The sequence below is a fragment of the bacterium genome (assembly GCA_035419245.1).
Classification (GTDB): Bacteria; Zhuqueibacterota; Zhuqueibacteria; order Residuimicrobiales; family Residuimicrobiaceae; genus JAKPUX01.
This window is the reverse complement of the sequence record DAOLSP010000002.1, coordinates 435,955-453,920: the sequence shown is the minus strand read 5'-3', so window position 1 is coordinate 453,920 and position 17,966 is coordinate 435,955. Positions and strand designations below refer to the sequence as shown.

14 protein-coding genes are annotated in these 17,966 nt (G+C 61.5%); 9 read left to right on the top strand and 5 right to left on the bottom strand.

Translation table 11 applies throughout. The features are described 5' to 3' along the window. Positions 1-35: 35 nt before the first annotated feature. Entirely contained in the window at positions 36-2,849 is a 2,814-nt protein-coding gene (rapA, locus tag PLH32_05645; protein HQJ64080.1) for an RNA polymerase-associated protein RapA, read from the top strand. Positions 2,850-2,941: 92 nt separating this feature from the next. On the opposite strand, the gene PLH32_05640 is transcribed toward rapA, so the two are convergent. Next, the gene (locus PLH32_05640) at positions 2,942-3,142 is read right to left on the bottom strand and encodes a cold-shock protein (protein HQJ64079.1); all 201 of its coding nucleotides are present in this window, start codon (positions 3,140-3,142) and stop codon (positions 2,942-2,944) included. A gap of 435 nt (positions 3,143-3,577) precedes the next feature. On the opposite strand from PLH32_05640, the gene PLH32_05635 reads away from it, so the two are divergent. The 7 genes from PLH32_05635 (at position 3,578) to PLH32_05605 (ending at position 11,050) form a co-directional block, all read left to right on the top strand. Beyond that, a complete protein-coding gene (locus PLH32_05635; protein ID HQJ64078.1) occupies positions 3,578-4,066 on the top strand; it encodes a hypothetical protein in 489 nt (162 codons plus the stop codon). Positions 4,067-4,097: 31 nt separating this feature from the next. Then, positions 4,098-5,114 carry a hypothetical protein gene (locus PLH32_05630; protein ID HQJ64077.1) on the top strand — a complete coding sequence of 339 codons (1,017 nt, stop codon included), beginning with the start codon at positions 4,098-4,100 and terminating at the stop codon, positions 5,112-5,114. Between the two features lie 68 nt (positions 5,115-5,182). After that, positions 5,183-5,806 carry a methyltransferase domain-containing protein gene (locus PLH32_05625; protein HQJ64076.1) on the top strand — a complete coding sequence of 208 codons (624 nt, stop codon included), beginning with the start codon at positions 5,183-5,185 and terminating at the stop codon, positions 5,804-5,806. Between the two features lie 151 nt (positions 5,807-5,957). Next, positions 5,958-6,533 (top strand): HD domain-containing protein, encoded by a 576-nt coding sequence (locus PLH32_05620; protein HQJ64075.1) that lies wholly within the window; start codon positions 5,958-5,960, stop codon positions 6,531-6,533. Between the two features lie 136 nt (positions 6,534-6,669). Then, positions 6,670-7,140, top strand: coding sequence for a hypothetical protein (locus PLH32_05615; GenBank protein ID HQJ64074.1), 471 nt, complete (start codon positions 6,670-6,672; stop codon positions 7,138-7,140). Positions 7,141-7,267: 127 nt separating this feature from the next. Then, positions 7,268-10,114, top strand: coding sequence for a glycoside hydrolase family 3 N-terminal domain-containing protein (locus PLH32_05610; protein HQJ64073.1), 2,847 nt, complete (start codon positions 7,268-7,270; stop codon positions 10,112-10,114). 132 nt (positions 10,115-10,246) lie between these two features. After that, positions 10,247-11,050 carry a pantothenate kinase gene (locus PLH32_05605; protein ID HQJ64072.1) on the top strand — a complete coding sequence of 268 codons (804 nt, stop codon included), beginning with the start codon at positions 10,247-10,249 and terminating at the stop codon, positions 11,048-11,050. 41 nt (positions 11,051-11,091) lie between these two features. Here the strand turns inward: PLH32_05605 and PLH32_05600 are convergent, their stop codons facing one another. Genes PLH32_05600 through PLH32_05590 form a run of 3 tightly spaced genes read right to left on the bottom strand, consistent with a single transcriptional unit; the run spans position 11,092 to position 14,435 of the window. Then, positions 11,092-12,009 carry a sugar ABC transporter substrate-binding protein gene (locus PLH32_05600; GenBank protein HQJ64071.1) on the bottom strand — a complete coding sequence of 306 codons (918 nt, stop codon included), beginning with the start codon at positions 12,007-12,009 and terminating at the stop codon, positions 11,092-11,094. 13 nt (positions 12,010-12,022) lie between these two features. Further along, the gene (gene rbsC / locus PLH32_05595; GenBank protein HQJ64070.1) at positions 12,023-12,970 is read right to left on the bottom strand and encodes a ribose ABC transporter permease; all 948 of its coding nucleotides are present in this window, start codon (positions 12,968-12,970) and stop codon (positions 12,023-12,025) included. A 1-nt stretch (position 12,971) separates the two neighbouring features. Continuing rightward, the gene (locus PLH32_05590; protein ID HQJ64069.1) at positions 12,972-14,435 is read right to left on the bottom strand and encodes a sugar ABC transporter ATP-binding protein; all 1,464 of its coding nucleotides are present in this window, start codon (positions 14,433-14,435) and stop codon (positions 12,972-12,974) included. Positions 14,436-14,677: 242 nt separating this feature from the next. Between PLH32_05590 and PLH32_05585 the strand changes: the two genes are divergently transcribed. Further along, positions 14,678-15,580, top strand: a complete 903-nt coding sequence (locus tag PLH32_05585) for a TIGR01777 family oxidoreductase (GenBank protein HQJ64068.1) — start codon at positions 14,678-14,680, stop codon at positions 15,578-15,580. 51 nt (positions 15,581-15,631) lie between these two features. Here PLH32_05585 and PLH32_05580 read toward each other — a convergent pair whose 3' ends face one another. Beyond that, entirely contained in the window at positions 15,632-17,920 is a 2,289-nt protein-coding gene (locus PLH32_05580) for a TonB-dependent receptor (GenBank protein ID HQJ64067.1), read from the bottom strand. Positions 17,921-17,966 lie beyond the last annotated feature (46 nt).

Here is a 17,966-nt window from a genome sequence, read left to right as displayed (position 1 = left end):
GCGTGCACCTTATCATTGCGAGAGTCCGCATCACCATGTTCAGGATCGGCCAGCGCTGGATCAGTGAGATGGAGCCCGAATTGGGCCTGGGGAGCGTCACGGCAGTCCACCGCCGCGTCGTGACTATTGATTTTCCCGCCAGCGGCTGCACCCGCTGCTTCGCCATCGCCTCCGCCCCGCTGCGCCGCATCCGCTTTCAGCCGGGGGATACGATCACCCTGCGCGATGGCACCTCCTTCCGCATCCTGGATGCCGTGGAAGCGGAGGGTCTGATGCGCTACAGCGGTGAGCAGATGGGCGCCGGCGAAGAGATGCTGGCCGACACCATCCGTATCAATACCCCGCGCGACCGGCTGATCAACCTCTATATCGATTCCAACTCGGACTATCTTTTGCGGTACCGCACCCACCTGGCCCGCTACCGCTACCGCCACTCCCCCTTGCGCGGCCTTATCGGCGGGCGCATAGACCTCATCCCGCACCAGCTCTATGTAGCTGCGACCGTCTCTTCCCGGCCACATCCCCGCGTCCTCCTCTCCGACGAGACCGGCCTGGGCAAAACCATCGAAGCCGCGTTGATTCTCCACCGCCTCCTGGCCATCGGCCGGATCGAGCGGGTCCTGATCGCGCTTCCCGATCCCCTGGTGCACCAGTGGTTCATTGAGCTTCTACGCCGCTTCAATCTCCTCTTTCGCATTTTCGATGTGGAATACATCGAATCCCTGTTGGCAAGCCAGCCCGGGACCAATGTGTTTCTCGAGGAGCAACTGGTGCTCTGCTCAATCGACCTTCTCACCGGTCATCCGGAGTGGGCGGAACAGGCGGTCTCCGCGGGCTGGGACATCGTAGTGATCGATGAGGCGCATCATCTGGTCGATCCGGGTCCCGCCTATGATCTGGCAGGCGCTCTCTGCGCGGCTGCGGACGGCGTGCTGCTGATAACCGCCACGCCCGAGCAACTGGGACACGCCAGCCATTTCTCGCGGCTGCGGCTGCTCGATCCGGTCAAATACAGTGATCCGGAGCGTTTTGAGGCGGAGGAGCAGGCCTATGCCGGGCGGGCGGCCCTGCTGAACAAGATCCTCGATGGCAGCCGATTGACGTCGCGCGAGGCGGGCCGGCTGGCGGAGTTAGCCCCCTCCTGGGCTGCGCGCGAAGGGAGCAACCTCGTCCGGCGGCTGCGCGAGGATGCAGCGGCTCGCGAAGCCTTCATCGCCGAAGTGGTCGATCGCCAGGGGACAGGGCGTGCGGTCTTTCGCAACAGCCGGGCGGAAATGAGCGGATTCCCGGAGCGGCGCGTGACAATGATCCCGCTGGCGGGAGGAACAGCGGATCGGGAACGGGCGGCCCGGGAGATCTCGGGATTTCTCGACTCCGCCGCTGCGGGCGTCATGGATTATCAGGACGATCCGCGCCTGGTCTGGCTGGCCCAGCATCTGCGCCAGCACCGCCGCACCAAGGTGCTGCTGATCTGCCACACCGCCGGCCAGGCGGTGGCCGTCGCAGCCGCCCTGCAGAAGCTGATCAACATCCGCATCGCCCTCTTTCATGAACAGCTCTCGCTGCTGCAGCGCGACCGCCAGGCCGCCTGGTTCGCCGAGGCGGAGGGGGCGCGGGTGCTGGTTTGTTCGGAGATCGGCAGCGAGGGCCGGAACTTCCAGTTCTGTCACACGCTCTTCCTCTTCGATCTGCCGCCCGATCCCGAACTGCTCGAGCAGCGCATCGGCCGACTCGACCGCATCGGCCAGACGGAGACGATCGACATCCTCGTCCCCTATCTCGAGGGCAGCGGCCAGGAGGTGATCGCCCGCTGGCACCACGAGGGACTGAACGCTTTTGCCTCCAACCTGCCGGGATCCTGGAAAATACATGCCACCCTCGGCGCAGAGCTGGCCGAACGCGCCGTCTCCGCCGATCTGGATGGTCTAGAGGCGTTCATTCAAAGAACATGCGCGTTGCGCGTCGAGATCGCCGCAGTGCTGCAAAAGGGGCAGGACCGCCTGCTGGCGCTCAACTCCTGCCGGCCGGAGGCGGCGCGGGCCCTGCAGGAGAACATCGCCACCATGGACGAGTCGCTCGAGCTGGATAAATTCATGCTGAAACTCTTCGACCTCTATGGCATCCTCGCCGAGGAGATCGGCCGGCGCACCTTCCAGCTCAACCTCTCCCTCCTTTCACAGCCCGAGTTCCCCCTCCCCGCCCTCAAACGTGAACAGCTGGTGGTGACCTTCGACCGACGCACCGCCCTCAGCCACGAAGCGATCGAATTCCTGACCTGGGACCACCCCATGGTCATCGGCGCCATCGATCTCCTTCTCGGCCATGAGAAGGGCAACTGCGCGGTCTGCCTGATGACGGATCTTGGTGAAGGAGAACTCCTGTTCGAGGCCCTCTTCCTGCTTGAATGCATCCGCCACCAGCGCGTCCATCCCGACCGTTTTCTGCCGCCGACCCCGATCCGCGTCGTCATTGATCAGAATCTGCAAGAGTGCACCGCGGCCTGGCCGATGCACTCGCTCTCCACATCAGTACGCAACGACCCCCACGCCCGGCTCGCCGCAGCCGATTCCTTCAAGCAGACGCTGCTTCCCGGATTGCTGGACGCGGCGCAGCGGGAGGCGGAGAAGCGGCGATCGGTTCTGATCGCGGCTGCGGCCGGACGCCTGCACGAAGCGCTGCAGCAGGAGATCGGGCGGCTGCGCGAGCTGGCGCCGGCCGATGACCCGGAGAACGCCGCGCGGATGGCCGCGCTGGCCACCGAGGAAACCCTGCTGGAGGAATCGGTGCTCGAAGCGCGGCTGCGACTCGACAGCCTGCGCCTCATCGGGCCGGCTGCGGAAACGATCTGAAGGGGATGAGAAGATGACGGGCGGAAAAGGGCCAAGACAGCAAAGCCCCGCCTGCTTGCAGACGGGGCTGCGAAAAGGAGGGCTATGTCAAGTCAGACTTTGGTGACATTGGTAGCCTGGAGGCCCTTTGGGCCCTGGCCGACGTCAAACCGCACCTGATCACCCTCATCCAGGGTTTTGTAGCCCTCACCCTGAATGTTCTTGTAGTGCACGAAGACGTCATCGCCGGCTTCGCGCGTAATAAAGCCATACCCCTTGGAGCTGTTGAACCACTTTACAGTACCGGTTTCCATCGACTCAACCTTTCCTTAAAACGTTTACTGCTGGTTCCGCTCGAGGCCGCTCTTTGCCCCAAAACAAAAAATCGCACCAGAAGCTTTATTAGAGCTCACCGACACGATTCGTATGGATTTGCGGGTATAATCGAGAGTCTGGTTACCGAATTCAGAAAGCGGCCCAACTGCGGAGACGATTACTAAAATAAAGTACAAAATGGTAATTAGAATAGCAAGGAAATTCTCATATTTTATAAAAATTCTTAGCCGCACCCAAGCTTAAGCTAATAGAGTTAGGGTTGGCCTGCCCGGGTTGCCCCGCCTCTGGCGCCCACCCGCGCCGCCGCTGTAGCGATTTTTTCCCTTGACCGTTGTACAAATTTGCTGTATGTTGGATCATGGGTTGGAGTCGATCGGATTCGTTCGCGAGAAAACCACACCGTGAGGCCCGCCATGGAAGAAACCGTATACCTCGGTTACAAGGGAAAAGCCACCAACAAGTGGTTGATCATCGCCTATCTCTTCAGCTTGCTGGTGTTCGCCAGCCAGGCCATCTTGATGATCCTGCAGCGGCGTCCCCTGGCCCTTCTCTACGCCGCCTTTTTGCTGGTGTTTGTCATCGCCGGCATCACGTTACTGATTTATAGCCGTCGCAGCGGCGTCCCGCGTGTCGAGCTGGGCGAGGCCGGGGTGGCGATCAAGCCCGCTTTTCTGGAAAAACGGCGTTCCTTCTCCTCAAACGAAATCGATCACCTCGAAATTCATCCATCCCGGGTGGATCTCTTTCTGAAAACGGACCCCCGCCGTGCCATTGCGATGTCTGCGTTCGATTATGGCGAAAACCGACGCCTCAAGTCGCTGTTGAAGGAATTTGCAGCGGCCCATGCGATCCCGTGCACCGAGACGGGAGCTTCGGCCACTCGGCGCGAAACGCCTCATTGAGTCCGGACCTTACAGCGATCAGGAGATAGACATGCAAAAAGCGAAGCGTCTCCTTGTCGGCGGATCTCTCCTGGCCTCTATCCTCCTAAACTGCAAAGAGATCGAGACCACGACGCGGATCTTCGCCGATGGCAGCATTGAGCGCATAATCGTCCTCAACCGCGAGCCGGGCCGGTTTTCGAAAAGCTGCTTCACCCTGCCGGTCGATTCCACCTGGAGCATCTCCACGACGCCGGCCGCCAAGGAGGGGCGGGATGCCAAAACGGTTGCGCGCAAGCGTTTTACTTCCGCCGGTGAGCTGCAAGCGCTCTACAATCGCGCCAGTGCCCGTCCCTGGCAGGTCCGGATCGATGTGGAAGTCAGGAAAAAATTTCGCTGGTTTTATACTAGCTATGAGTACCGCGAAACCTACCATGCCTTCAATCCTTATCAGCTGCCGCCCCGGTCAGGCTATCTGAGTGAAAAGGATCTCGCCGCCTGGATCGCCGCACCCGACAGCGATGATACCCTGGATGAAAAGGTGGAGAGCTGGCTGATGGCCGGAGTATTTGAAGAGTTCTACCAGTCGCTGCAGAACCATGCCGCGCGTTTGCAGGATCCCGGATTGACCCCGGCCTGGATCGCCTCCCGTAAAGAGCGGCTGCGCACCGCCCTGATCGATTCGGCCAAGGAGGATGATCTCAATGCTATCGTAGCTACTTGCGAGCGGATTCTCGGCACGCCCGCGGTCCGTCGCCTCCAACCCGCGCTGGATACCACCTACAAGGTCATCGAGGAGAAACTGGAGTTTGACGACGATGTGCGCCATGCGAAATATCTCAACCGTGTCGTGATGCCGGGAAAAATCCAGTCGAGCAACGGCCAGGCCGATGATTCATCCGGGATCGCATGGCCGGTCTCCGCCAAGCAGTTTTTTCTCGCCGATTATACCATGTGGGCGCAAAGCCGCAGGACGCACCCGTGGATGGTGGCGCTCACCACCGTCGGGATCGTACTGCTGGCGCTGGCGGTTTTCTTCCTGCCACGTCGGCAAAAGGTGCAATCCTGACAGCGCTGCATCGCCCTGTATTTATCACCGCCATGACGGTCCTGGCAGAAAAGAGCCAAGAGAGAACAATGACCGATTTTGATTCCCGCGCTCGCACCTGGGACGATGATCATATCCGAGTCGAGCGCGCCCGCGCTGTGGCCGACACCATCGCCCGGATGGTACCCCTGGATCCCATGATGTACGGCCTGGAATACGGAGCCGGAACCGGGTTACTCAGTTTTGCACTCCAGCAATGGATCGGCGGCATCGTCCTCGCCGACACCTCCGCGGGCATGCTCGCGGTGGCCGATGCCAAGATTGCCAATGCCGGTCTGGACGAAGATATGCGGGTCATGAAACTTGATCTGCTCACGGACCCCCTGCCGGAGGACCGCTTTAACCTGCTTTTCACCCTCCTCACCCTGCACCATATCCCTGATATCCCGGCCATCCTCGACAAGTTCAACGAAATGTTGGTGGCACCCGGCTGGCTCTGCATTGCCGATCTCGATCGCGAGGACGGCTCCTTTCACAGCGGAGATTTTACGGGCCACCACGGCTTTGACCGAGCTGAACTCGGCCACATGGTCGAGAAGGCGGGCTTTGTCAACATCCGTTTCGAGACGGCCTACGAGATCCCCCGCATGGCCGGCGGCGTCCTGCGGCATTTTCCCCTCTTTGTCCTGGCAGCGGAGAAACTCGGGGCCTGAAGCGCGTTCGGCGCGCCGGAACGGCACGGGTGACCGGGGCCATGCGTCGTGCTCCCGGTTTTTCCTTGCATGCCACACTTCTTTTTTGTAATGTAAATAACCCATCGAACCGGCACTTGCCCGGTATCAGGAAAAGGAGGCTGTCAGCCGGATGGATCAAGCCATCGAATTTATCAAGGAAGCAGACCAGCTCAAGAATATCTTCCGCAAGACGCGGAACTTTTCCAATGAGCGCTTCGAAAACGATGCCGAGCACTCCTGGCACATCGGTCTCATGGCCATCACCCTGCAGCCTTATGCCAACGAGGCGGTCAACATCGCCACTGTGTTGAAGATGCTTATCCTACACGATCTGGGGGAGATCTTTTGCGGCGATACCATCGTCTACGCCAAGAATGAGGATCACAAGCGCAGGGAGATGGAAGCCGCGCAGGCATTTCTTGGCCTGCTGGGACCAGTCCGGCAGGAAGAGTATTCCGCCTTGTTGCGCGAATTCGAGGCCCGTTCGACGCCCGAGGCGCGCTACGCCAATGCCATCGACCGCGCCGAGCCGATTTTGCAGAACATCCACCATGGCGGTGAGACCTGGAGAAAAAACGGCATCTCCTTTGACCGGGTGGTGGCGCTGAACGCCGCCCTGGTCGCGGACGGCTCGAAGGCCCTTTGGGCTTATCTCCTGAGCCATCTGGAACAAATGAAAGCGGCGCATCGCTTCAGCCCGGAGTAGAGAGCTGTACCGCCGCGGCCGGCCGATAGGGCGGCAGGATGGCCCTGCACCTTTATTGAACAGGAAACCCGCCGCCGAGGTGGCGCCGGGGCTCGTTGCCTATTGGAATAGAACGCAATCTTTCATGGAGAAACCTATGGACGAGATAACCTGCTGTCCGAAATTCGACCCGGATCCTTGGGAGGACAAGATGATGGAATGGTCGGATAAAAAATTCATCAAGGAGAAGGTTCGCACCTTCTTCTTCATGCCGCTCAATTTCGGCTCGGTCATGAAACGTCTGGATGAGAAAGTGACGGCAGCGGGCGGGACCTTTGCCCACAGCCTTTGCTTGTCCGATCACACCTCCAGATGGAACATGGATGTCTATCTCGCCGTTGACCGGGAGATCCCCGGTGCAGAAAATACCACCCTGACCGGATCCTTCATGACTAAAGTCTATGAAGGACCCTTTCGGGACACCGGGAAATGGTGTGCAGATTTCAGCGCACGGGCCAAGGACAAGGGGCTGGAGGTCCGGAAATGGTACATGTGGTATACGACCTGCCCCAAATGTGCGAAAAAATATGGAAAAAATTACACGGTGATCGTGGGTCAAGTAAAGTAAATTCCCGGCATAGGACAAGATCCGGGAGTAATCCGCCGAACCATTGCGATCCGACGGCCCGGTGATCAAAACGGCACCGCGGCAAAATCGACGATCCCGCCTTCATTCAAATACTGAAAGACCGGTTATGCATAAAAGGTATAGAAAGGCCGTTCAGGCCGCTTTACTCTGCCTCATCAGCCTGGCCTTGCCAGCAGCTTCCCAGATCTACCTCGATCCCGGCGCCCCGATCGCTGACCGCGTCGAGGATCTGCTCGGCCGCATGAGCCTGGCCGAAAAAATCGGCCAGATGACCCAGGCTGACCGCGGCGGTCTCGCTAGCGAGGCCGACATCGCCGGATATTACCTCGGCTCGGTACTCAGCGGCGGCGGCTCGGCCCCGGAAAACAATTCCCCAGCGGGCTGGGCGGAAATGTACGATCGGATGCAATCGCAGGCCCTCTCCACCCGGTTGGCCATCCCGCTCCTCTACGGCATCGACGCCGTGCACGGCCACAACAACGTCAAGGGTGCAGTCATTTTTCCCCACAACATCGGCCTAGGCGCGACCCGGGACACCACCCTGGTGCGCCGGGCCGCGGAAATCACCGCTCTTGAGGTGGCCGGAACCGGCATCGACTGGACCTTTGCCCCCTGCGTGGCCGTCGCCCGCGACGAGCGCTGGGGCCGCACCTATGAGGCGTTCGGCGAGACCTCGGAGCTGGCGGAGATGATGGGCGTTGCCCAAGTCCGCGGCTTCCAGGGCGACACACTGGGACGGCGCGACCGCATCCTCGCCTGCGCCAAGCACTATCTCGGTGATGGCGGCACCAGCGGTGGCGTCAACGAGGGCAACACGGTGTGCGATGAGACCACCCTTCGCGCCCTCTACCTCCCCGCCTACGCCCGCGCCATCGCGGCCGGCGCCACCACGATCATGCCCTCCTACAGCAGCTGGAACGGCGCCAAAATGCACAGCAACCGCTATCTGCTGACCACCGTGCTCAAGGGTGAGCTGGGCTTCAAGGGTTTTGTCGTGTCGGACTGGGACGGTATCAAGCGGCTGCCGGGCAGCACCTATCATGCCCAGATCGTTGCCGCGGTCAACGCCGGCGTCGACATGGGCATGGTGCCGGACAGTTACCGCGATTTCATCCGCGAGCTGACCGCCGCGGTCAACGCCAAAGAGGTGACGTTGGAGCGCATCGATGATGCGGTCCGCCGCATCCTCACCGTCAAATTCCGCATGGGGCTTTTCGAGGATGCCTCGACCGATCCGGCTCTCACCGCGGCGATCGGCAGCGCCGCCCACCGCGAGGTGGCCCGCGCCTGCGTGCGCGAATCCCTGGTGCTGCTTGCCAAAAAGGACGGGATCCTGCCCCTCTCCCGCAGCGCCCGGCGCATCCACGTAGCCGGCAACGGCGCCGACAACCTCGGCAACCAGTGCGGCGGCTGGACCATCAGCTGGCAGGGCTCCAGCGGCGACATCACCGACGGCACCACCCTGCTCGAGGCTCTGCGCGCCGAGGCCCCGGCGGTCCAGTTCACCTATTCCCTCGACGGCTCCGGAGCCGAGGGGGCTGACCTCGGCATCGCCGTCATCGGCGAAACCCCCTACGCCGAGGGCCAGGGCGACAGGAACGATCTCCATCTCGCCGCCAAAATCGTCGAGCCGGTGCGGGCACTGAAGAAAGCGGGCTTGAAGACCGTGGTCCTCCTCTATTCTGGCCGGCCGATGCTCATCGATTCCATCCTGCCCTGGGCGGACGTCCTCATCGCCGCCTGGCTCCCCGGCACCGAGGCCCGCGGCATCACCGACGTCCTCTTCGGCAGCTACCCACCCTCCGGCAAGCTCCCGCACTCCTGGCCGCGCGTCATGGGCGATATCCCGATCAATTGCGGTGATGATCCCTATAGGCCCCTCTACCCCTACGGCTACGGTATAACCCGCCTCGCCGATTCCGATCCAGGCAGCGCTCCGGAGTTTTATGCGGCATCGGTCAATACGGCCGGCGATACCGTGCTGGTTGGCTTCAACAAGGCGATGGCCGATCCCGCCGCCAGCACCCCGGCGGAGTGGACGGTCCTGGTCAATTGGGGCTTGAGCGGCATCACCGGAATCGCCCGCGACCCGAAAGATCCCACCCTTTTTCGCCTCGCCCTCGGCCATGCCGTGGTCAAGCATGATGTGATTCAGGTGGTCTACAATGGCAGTATGGTGCGCAGCGCCGACGGCGGCCAGCTCGCACCCTTCGCAGCCCAGCCGGTTTACAACCTGTGCAATGATATCGCCGGCAAGGACCCGGTGCCTGGCCGGATCCAGGCGGAGGATTATATCCTGATGCAGGGAGTGCAGACCGAGAACACGACGGATACAGGCGGCGGCTTGAATGTCGGCTATATCGATACCGGGGATTACCTGGTCTATCAGGTCGAAGTGGCGACGGCGGGAAGCTACCGGATGGATTTTCGCGTTGCCGCGGAAAGCAAGTCCGGCCAGATCAAGGTGATCGATGGCAGCAGCCTGCTCGCCACACTCGACCTGCCGGTCACCGGCGGCTGGCAAATCTGGCAGAGCATCAGCACTACGGCCGCTCTTACCCAGGGGAGCCATACCCTGCGCATCCAAGCCTCAAGGGGAGGATTCAACCTCAACTATATCGACTTTACCCTGACAACCGGAGTCGAAGCGCGCTGCGAGAGCGCACCGGACCGGTTTCGTTTGGCCGGCGCCTGGCCCAATCCTTTCAATGCCTCCACTTCCATCCTCTGCCTGCTGCCGGCATCACACCCTCGCGAGTGGTTGCAGCTCCTGATCACCGATGCCCTCGGCCGCGAGGTGGGCCGCTTCGAGGCCCTCCCCGCCGGCAGCGAGCACCGCTTTCGGTGGGACGGCCGCGATGGTGCCGGACTCGCCTTGCCCAGCGGGCTCTATTTCTTCACCCTCCGCTTCGGAGAGCAAAAATCGTCCGGAAAAATGCTGCTGCTGCGCTAGGGGCGGTTCGAGCCCCGGACAACAGCAATTCCGCCCCGTCTAAATCATCGGACTGCTTCGGGCCGCACGCTGTAAATGAGGGAATACCTTACAGATGCGCCGGGGACGAAAAAGCAAGCTTGAGGAGTCGACATGATCGTCGGAATTGATATCGGCAGCACCACCACCAAAGCCGTCGCGATGGCCGCGGACGGCATCCTCTGCCGGCTGAAAACCCGGGCCATCGACGCCATCACCTCCGCAACCGGCATCATCGGCAAACTGACGCTGGAAAAGGAGGTCCAGATCCGCGAGATCGAACGGATCATCATCACCGGGGTAGGCGCCAGCAAGATCCACGGCGATATCTTTGCCATTCCGACCAGCAAGGTCGATGAGATCACCGCCATCGGCCAAGGCGCCCTCTTCCTGCAGCAGCGGGAACGGGTGCTCATCGCCAACATCGGCACCGGGACCGCTTTCATCGAGGCTACAAAAGAGCGGATTACTCACCTTGGCGGAACGGGCATCGGCGGCGGGACGATCATCGGGTTGTCCAAGGCGCTGCTCAAGACCACCGATTTCGCCCATATCATGAAGTTGGCCGGCAAGGGGGAACTGCGGCAGGTGGACTTGCTGATCGGCGACATTACCGACGCCCGCATCAGTTTTCTCAACAAGGAGGCGACCGCGGCCAACTTTGGCAAGATGCTCGATACCGCCCATCCGGAGGATATCGCCCTCGGCCTGATCAACCTGACCTATCAGGTCATCGGCATGCTCGCCGTCTTCGCCGCGCAAGGGAAAGGATACGATATGGTCGTGGTCACCGGCAACGGCAGCAACAACCGGATCGGCCAGAACATCCTCGGCGAAATTTCCCGCCTCTACCCCGTCAGCTTCGAATATCCCGCGGATGCGGAGTATGCCACCGCCATCGGCGCCGCACTCTCCTGATTAATCGCTGCTCCAATCCTCGGAGGCAGCCTGAGAGCGGGCTAATGCACCAGTTCGATCGGGACCGGGATCACAGCCGGAAGGTGCTCACCACGGAGCACGCGGAGACTGTTTTCAACCGCCAGCTTGCCCATGGCGCGCGGATTCTGGGCGATCGAAGCCGCCATTCGACCCGCCTGGATGGCTTCGCGGGCATCGGTGATAGCATCAAAACCGACAACAAGGATATCCTGCGTCCGGCCCGCCGCGGCGATGGCCTCGATAGCGCCGAGCGCCATCATGTCGTTGCAGCCAAAGACCGCTTGCACTTCGGGGTGAGATTGCAAAATATTCTGGAAGACCGTGTAGCCCTGATCCCGCTCAAAGTTGGCGGTCTGGGACGCGACGAGCCGGATGCCGGGCACCCGGTCGATCGCGGCATGGAATCCCCGCAAACGCGAATCGCCGGTCTCGTGCCCCGGAATGCCCTCGAGGATCGCCACATTCCCCTTGCCACCGAGTTTGTCGACGACCATCTGCCCCGCCAGGCGGCCGCCCTCAAAATTGTCCGAGCCGATGAAGGTAGCCACCTTGCCGCCGGCCTCGGCCAGCGCAGCCGAGTCGACCCCCGAGTCGATGATCAGCACCGGAATGCCGGCGCGGTTGGCCTTGCAAATGGCGGGGATGACCTCGCGGGAGCCGGACGGGGTCAGACATATCGCGGCGACCCTCCTCTGGATGAGATTCTCGATGATCTGCATCTGCTTTTCGACATCGAGCTCACGCTCAGCCGCCTGGACGATCAGCTGCACCTGCAACCGGGCGGCCGCCTCCTCTGCTCCCTGCTGCATCTCCACGAAAAAGGGATTGTTGAGAGTCTTCATGACCAGGGCTACGGCGGGGGCGCCGCTCCCTTTCGGCTGCTGCTGACAGCCGGTCAGCAGGCCCAACAGAAGCAGCAACAAAACGCGTTTTTCCATTACCATTCTCCGGTCAGATGCGGCGTTTTTTGATCGCCATATCGAGCAGCACGGCGACAATGATCACAGTGCCGATCACCGTCTGCTGCACGAACGATGAAACGCCGAGCAGGTTGAGTCCGTTGCGCAATACCCCCATGATGAAAGCCCCGATCAGAGTGCCTGTGATGTGTCCCTCTCCGCCCAAAAGGCTGGCGCCGCCGATCACCGTCGCAGCGATGGCGTCCAGTTCGTAGTTCATGCCGGCGATGGGCTGGGCCGAGTTCAGACGGGCCGTCAGCAAAACCGCCGCGAGTCCGCTGAGCACGCCAGAAAGCCCATAGACCAGGGTCTTGTAAAAAGGGACATTAACCCCGGAGAGCACCGCGGCCTCCTCGTTACCGCCGATGGCATAGGTATAGCGTCCCATTTTGGTCCGCCCCAGTACCAGGTGCGCGGCGAAATAGACCAGCAGCATCACCCAAACCGGGATGGGCACGGCCAGGAATTCGCCATTAGCGATGGTGCGGAATCCCTCGGCAAAGCCCGAGACCGGCCGGCCATCGGTGAAGATCAGGGCGCCGCCGCGGGCGATGCTCATCATGCCCAGCGTGGCGATGAAGGGAGGCAGCTTGCCGCGTGCGACGAGCAGGCCGTTGACGCTGCCGCAGAGGAATCCAATCGCCAGGCAGAGCAGGATGGCCAATGGGATCGGCGCACCGACCTTGAGGCTGCTGGCCATCGTCACGCCGGCCAGCGCCAGGACCGAACCGACGGAGAGATCAATGCCGGCGCTGATGATCACAAAGGTCATTCCGGCGGCGATGATGGCATTGATGGAGGTTTGTTGGGCGATATTCAGGGCGTTGGAAAGAGTCATGAAATGGGGGGAGAGCCCCCAGAGCAGGAGCGAGAGGAGGATGAGCACCATCAGAGTGCCCAACTGGCGGCCGTAGTGCAAAACGAGGCATTTCGTGCGCAACTCAGTTTTCTCCCAGAGCGTAACTCAGTATCTTTTCCGGTGTCGCCGCCGCGGTGGGGAACTCGGCTGCGATGCGCCCGCGGCACATAACCAGGATCCGGTCGCTCAGGCCGAGGATCTCCGGCAGTTCGGAGGAGATCATCAGGATGGCGGCGCCATCAGCGGCGAGCTGGTTCAGCAGATGATAGATTTCGAATTTGGCCCCCACATCGATCCCGCGCGTCGGCTCGTCGAAGAGAAGGATCATTGCGTGTGAGCACAACCACTTGCTCAGCACCACTTTTTGCTGATTGCCGCCGCTCAGATAGCGGACCGGCTGGCCGAGGCTGAGGGCGCGGATGTGCAGCCTCCCGGCGTAGTTCGCTGCAGCAGCATGCTCTGCTTTGCGGCGGATCCATCCCAGTCGCGAGAAGGCATTCAAGCTCGGCAGCGTGATGTTGTCGGTGACCGGGAGGCCGAGCACCAACCCCTGGTGCTTACGGTCCTCCGTCAGCAGGCCGATCCCCAGCTGGATGGCCACCCGCGGCGAAGGGATGCGGACCGCGCGTCCGTGGACCAGGATGCGGCCGCGGTCGATCGGGTCGGCTCCGAAGATCGCACGCGCCAGCTCGGTGCGTCCGGAGCCGAGGAGCCCGGCGATGCCCATCACCTCGCCATGGTGCAACGTGAAGGAGATATCGTCGAGCACGCCCCTGCGGCTGAGGCCTTCGACGCGCAGGGCTTCCTCGCCCCGGGTGGTCTTGACTCGCGGAAAGTCCTCGAGCTTGCGGTCGACCATCAGGCGGATGAGTTCCTCCCGGGAGCTCCCGGCGACCGACCGGGTGGCGATAAAGCGGCCGTCGCGCAGGATGGTGACGCGGTTGCCGATTTCGTAGAGTTCCTCGAAGCGGTGGGAGATATAGATCACCGCAACCCCGTTCTTGAGGAGGCGGCCGATCAGGGCGAAAAGCGCTGCGATCTCCTGTTCGGTCAGGGCCGAGGTGGGTTCGTCCATGATAAGGATGCGTGCTTGCAGCGAGAGGGCGCGCGCCACCTCAACCATTTGCTGTTGGGCGGTGCCCAGATCGCGGATGCGGCTGCGAGCGTCGATGCCCGCATGCAGCTCGTCCAGGAAGGCCTGCGCGCGTTCGTTCAGCGCACGCTGATCGATGCGGCCATATCGCTGCGGCTCCCGGCCGAGGAAGATATTCTCCGCGGCTGTCAGTGCGGGGATGAGATTCAGCTCCTGATAGATGCTGGCGATGCCCAGCTGCTGCGCCCGGCGTGCGGAATCGATGCGGACCGCTTTGCCGTCGAGGAGGATTTCGCCGCTGCCAGCCGGGAGGGCTCCGCTGAGGATCCGGACCAGGGTGGATTTGCCGGCGCCATTCTCACCCAGCAGAACATGCACCTCGCCCGAAAAGAGATCGAAGTGAACGTCATCCAGCGCGACGACACCGGGGAAAACCCGGCGGATGTGGCGCATTTCAAGTATCGGGCTGGCGCTCATTTTCAAATGTCCGAAGTGGGCTTCACGGCATCGCTCCCGTAGTAAAGAGGCGGGAGCGGGCATTCTTATCAGTGGCTACAATTATGCAATATATCGGATGCGAATCAAGATTTTTTTTGCAATTGGCCGGACAATTTGTTATATATTGTTTTAAGCCCTGTCCTTCGGCGAAAGCGTCCCGCACGACGCCGTCATACACCGCTTCACGCGAGGTGACCATGAAAATCGCCATCTCCGGCGCGACCGGTCTGATTGGAGCCGGATTATCCGCTTATCTGCAAATGCAAAAACACGATATTCATCCTTTGGTGCGGCAGTGGCCGCTGCACTCCGCCCGGCAGATTTTCTGGAATCCAGACAAGGGGGAGATCGACCACACCGGCCTGGAGGGCATGGATGCCGTTATCCATCTGGCCGGAGAGAATCTGGCCGGCCGCTGGACACCCCGAAAGAAGGAACAGATCATGGAGAGCCGCCGGGTGGGGACCCGGCTGGTGGCCGCTGCGCTGGCCCGGCTGCAGAGGCCGCCGGCCGTCTTCATCAGCGCTTCAGCGACCGGTTTCTATGGCGACCGCGGCGAGGAGGTGCTGGATGAATCGTCGGCCGGCGGCAGTGGTTTTCTCGCGGAGGTCTGCGCAGCCTGGGAGAGTGCGGCCGAGCCCGCCCGCCAGGCCGGGATCCGGGTCCTGCACAGCCGCTTCGGGATCATCCTCGATCCGTCCGGCGGTGCGCTGGGGCGGCTGCTGCCGCTGCTGCGCGGGGGCGTCGGCGGCAAGCTCGGCGGCGGCCGACAGTACTGGAGCTGGGTGACGATGACCGATGTCCACCGCGCCCTGGCGTTCCTGATCGAAACGCCTGGAGTGAGCGGACCGGTCAATGTCACCGCTCCGGCGCCGGTAACGAACGCCGAGTTCACCCGCATCGCCGCTCACACCCTCCACCGCCCCGTCCTCTTCAACGTCCCCGCCTTCGCGCTGCGCCTGGCTCTGGGCGAGATGGCACAGGAGATGCTGCTGAGCAGCGCCCGGGTCCTCCCGGCCCGCCTCACTTCAGCCGGTTTTCACTTCCACCACCCTGACCTGGCCTCCGCGCTCCCTGCCGTACTCGACCGGCGCCGCTGATGGTGGGCAAAAAAAAGCCCGGCTGCAGCCGGGCTTTTTTTACGACCTGACCTAGAATTCAGCACTGATGCCGATAGTCGGCAGAATGCCGATACTGGAGGTCTCGTCGAGTTCTTTTTTGAAGGCATTCCAGCGCGGCACATCCTTGAACTTGCGGTTATAGATGTTTTGAATATCGATGAAGGTGATCAGACCCATCCCGCCTGTCTGCCAATGGCGGTCGACGCGGAGATCAAGGGAGTGATTCACCCCGATACGGACTGTGTTGTACAAGCCGCCCGACCTGCTATAGTCGGCATTGTAGGGCGTATAAGGCCGGCCGGTAGCCAGCCGGAACCGGGTGCTGAACTCCCAGCGGCTGTTGGGGATCCACCCGCCGCCGAGGTTGGCAATCCAGCGCTGATCAAAACTCCCGGGGCGTCCGATGCCATCCAGACCCTTGAACTGCGCCTCGTTATAGCTGACGCTGAGCAGGCCGTACCAGGGAGCCTGCGACAACCGTTTCTGCGCGAAGAGTTCGATGCCGCGCGCCCAGCCGGTCCCCTCGCTGATTAGGGGATCGATCCCGTAGGAGGCGAAGCCCTCCTCCGCACCGCCATAGCCCGCACCGGTGTTGGCCATCACCAGCCAGGGCTGCAGGGTGCTGGCCGGGTAGCGGCTGTACTTTTTGTAATAGCCCTCGAGATTGAGTTTGAGGTCATCGCGCAGGAGATGCTGAACGCCAAGGATGAACTGGTCCGCCCGGATCTGCCGGAGGCGGCGATTGAGCGGATTGGCGACCAGCCAGATATAGGCGGGCGCCTGATGGTAGCGTCCGGCGCTCAGGCTCAGTCGCGTTAGCGGGCCCCATGCGTATTCGAGGGAAGCGCGGGGCGAGAACGCCGATCCCTGATTGATCAGGTTGAAGTAATCGTAGCGGCCGCCGACGGTTAGGCTGAAGGGACCGCTTTTCTGAACCAGCTGCAGCCAGGTCGATCCCTTGACCGCTGTCGTATCCAGCGTGGCATCGATGCTGAAGAGCTGGCCGAAGGGACTGGTGAAGGGCGGAACGGCGATGGCGCTTTCGAAGAGCACAGCACGCGCCTGTCCGCCCAGGGTCACCTCGGTGCGCCGCGCCGGTTTGAGGACCAGATTAGCCGTCAGCAAGGTTTCGCGTTCGAGCGAGTTGTTCTTGAAGATCGACTTTTGCGTGGTGTCGGACTGCAGCAAATCATAGCGGAACCGGTTGTTGCTGAGACTGAGGGTTGTGTAACCCGACGTGAAGAGATGCCGCCAGGTCAGACCGGCGACGGCCTCATACTGGTCGGTCTTGACAACCCGGGAGTTGTCGTAGCGCTTTTCGGCGGTATCGTTAAAGAGCTTGACGTTATCGATGGCGGACAGGGCGGTCAGTGAGAGCTGGTCATGTGGCCCCAGTTTGTAATCGCCTTTGACGAGGAAATCCCAGTATTCCGGCACAAAGGCGAAGCCGGCCGCCTTGAAAATAAAATCCAGATAGCTGCGCCGGGCGGAAAAGACCAGACTCCCCTTCTCCGAGATCGGGCCCTCGAGATTGAGACCGAACTGGGAGGCGGAGATGGTGCCCTTGCCGCCCCAGCGGTCCTCACGACCCTTGCGCATCTCGATATTGGTCACCGACGAGAGACGGTCGCCGTAACGCACACCAAAGCCGCCCGTCGAAAAGGTAGTGTTTTCAACGTAATCGAGATTGACAAAGCTCAGGGGACCGCCGGTGGCGCCCTGGGTGCCGTAATGGTTGATGTTGGGGACCTCAACGCCGTCGATGACATAGAGGTTTTCGGAGGGGGCACCGCCGCGCACGATCAGGTCATTGCGGCCATTCTGGGCCTGAGCTACGCCCGGGAGGATGGAAATGGCGCGCACCACATCTTCATAGCCGCCGGGCAGACGGCGGATTTCAGCATAAGATTGGGTCTGGACGCTCAGCGGTTTGTCGCTGACCGATTCAAAATAGCTGGGTTTGATCGTGACACTGGCGCCAGCCAGGACCGTTTGATTGAGGCCAATATTGACCTCGAGGGGTTTGATGGGCGTGACCATCAGGTCAGGCTGGATGACCGGTTTGTAACCGATCATGGAGACTTGAAGAGCGATCATGCCCTCGGGCACGCGCTCGATGGTGAAAGTGCCATCGGCGGCCGAGACCGCCCCCAGTGTTGTGCCGACCACCTGGACATTGGCGCCGATGAGCGCCTCTTTTGTGACCGCATCATGGACATGGCCGGTGATCCGGCCGAAGCGCTGCACCTCAAGAGGATCCGCCAGTAGCTTACCAGCGGCAAAAAGCAGTACGAGTGTGAACGGAATCCGACTTCGCATGAAATAATTTCCCTTCTCAGATGAATATCATTGTGCATAACAGTGG

What these genes read in the sequence shown, in the direction of transcription:
- rapA (HQJ64080.1), top strand. Translation starts at nt 36, where the DNA reads ATGTTCAGGATCGGCCAGCGCTGGATCAGTGAGATGGAGCCCGAATTG.
- PLH32_05640 (HQJ64079.1), bottom strand. Translation starts at nt 3,142, where the DNA reads ATGGAAACCGGTACTGTAAAGTGGTTCAACAGCTCCAAGGGGTATGGC.
- PLH32_05635 (HQJ64078.1), top strand. Translation starts at nt 3,578, where the DNA reads ATGGAAGAAACCGTATACCTCGGTTACAAGGGAAAAGCCACCAACAAG.
- PLH32_05630 (HQJ64077.1), top strand. Translation starts at nt 4,098, where the DNA reads ATGCAAAAAGCGAAGCGTCTCCTTGTCGGCGGATCTCTCCTGGCCTCT.
- PLH32_05625 (HQJ64076.1), top strand. Translation starts at nt 5,183, where the DNA reads ATGACCGATTTTGATTCCCGCGCTCGCACCTGGGACGATGATCATATC.
- PLH32_05620 (HQJ64075.1), top strand. Translation starts at nt 5,958, where the DNA reads ATGGATCAAGCCATCGAATTTATCAAGGAAGCAGACCAGCTCAAGAAT.
- PLH32_05615 (HQJ64074.1), top strand. Translation starts at nt 6,670, where the DNA reads ATGGACGAGATAACCTGCTGTCCGAAATTCGACCCGGATCCTTGGGAG.
- PLH32_05610 (HQJ64073.1), top strand. Translation starts at nt 7,268, where the DNA reads ATGCATAAAAGGTATAGAAAGGCCGTTCAGGCCGCTTTACTCTGCCTC.
- PLH32_05605 (HQJ64072.1), top strand. Translation starts at nt 10,247, where the DNA reads ATGATCGTCGGAATTGATATCGGCAGCACCACCACCAAAGCCGTCGCG.
- PLH32_05600 (HQJ64071.1), bottom strand. Translation starts at nt 12,009, where the DNA reads ATGGAAAAACGCGTTTTGTTGCTGCTTCTGTTGGGCCTGCTGACCGGC.
- PLH32_05590 (HQJ64069.1), bottom strand. Translation starts at nt 14,435, where the DNA reads ATGCGCCACATCCGCCGGGTTTTCCCCGGTGTCGTCGCGCTGGATGAC.
- PLH32_05585 (HQJ64068.1), top strand. Translation starts at nt 14,678, where the DNA reads ATGAAAATCGCCATCTCCGGCGCGACCGGTCTGATTGGAGCCGGATTA.
- PLH32_05580 (HQJ64067.1), bottom strand. Translation starts at nt 17,920, where the DNA reads ATGCGAAGTCGGATTCCGTTCACACTCGTACTGCTTTTTGCCGCTGGT.